This window comes from Psychrobacter sp. AOP5-GZ1-6 (assembly GCF_052376345.1).
Lineage (GTDB): Bacteria > Pseudomonadota > Gammaproteobacteria > Pseudomonadales > Moraxellaceae > Psychrobacter.
Genome location: NZ_JBQSVP010000287.1, coordinates 1 through 1,038, shown reverse-complemented (window position 1 = coordinate 1,038; position 1,038 = coordinate 1). Strand labels below are relative to the sequence as shown.

The 1,038-nt window shown below is 47.0% G+C and carries 1 pseudogene and 1 other annotated feature; the pseudogene reads right to left on the bottom strand.

Features of this window, described 5'->3' with window-relative positions:
* Window positions 1-986 (bottom strand): annotated as a pseudogene (locus tag ACT3RN_RS15795) (IS3 family transposase); the annotation flags it as partial.
* Window positions 595-711, bottom strand: a sequence feature (AL1L pseudoknot). Its footprint overlaps the pseudogene before it by 117 nt.
* Window positions 987-1,038: the final 52 nt, after the last annotated feature.

Below are 1,038 nucleotides of genomic sequence, written 5' to 3'. Positions count from 1 at the left end.
AGTCGTGCCGACAGAAGCGATGATACCAGAGTCACACATTTTGTCAGTATAGCGAATGGATAAGTACTGAACCCCTCGATCACTGTGATGAATGACATCCTTAGGGTTGTTCCTGTCTGCTATCGCCTGATTTAGCGCAGCCATAACCATATCCGTGTTCATGCGATTAGATACTTTCCAACCGACAATGCTACGGGCAAACACGTCAATAATAAAAGCGGTATATACCCAGCCGCTAGTTGTTTTTATATAGGTGAAGTCAGCTACCCATAGCTGATTAGGACGATGGGCATTAAAATTACGATTAATCAGGTCATCAGCGCATTTTTGGTCATCACGGCTATTGGTGGTGATCTTGCCCTTACCGCGCCAGATGCCTTGCATACCATACTGCTTCATTAAACGCTCTACCGTACAACGAGCCACATGAATACCATCTGCCTTCATCTGCTGCCAGACTTTACGAACACCGTAACGGCATTTACTGTCCTGCCAGATGCGTTTAATCTCGTTGATATAATAGTCGTCATGCTGCTGACGCAACGAGCGCTTTTCAGGGTAACTCTCCAAGTCTTTAGTACGGTAGTAGGTTGATGGGGCAATCGGTAGTACTCTACAGATTGGCTCGATCCCGTATTTCTGCTTGTGATCATCGATAAATGTGACCATTATTTCGGTAGACGGTCGAGCTCCGCCTGGGCGAAAAAAGCCGCTGCCTTACGTATGATCTCATTGGCCTGTTTGAGTTCTCTGCATTCACGTTCAAGATCTTTAATACGTTGATCTTGGCTTTGAGCTTGCACTGAGGCAGGAATGGTTTGATCGATGTGCTTTTTATGCCATGAGCGCAGGGTTTCAGGCGTGCAGCCAATCTTAGGGGCAATGGCTTGAATCGCTGACCAGGTAGAGGGGTAGTCGCCTGCCGCTTCAATGAGCATGCGAACGGCGCGTTCTTTAATCTCAGGAGTGTAGGTTTGTCTTTTCATTGTCGTATTCTCTCAGAATGTTGAGTCTCCGACAATACCGGGGCGGTTCAAA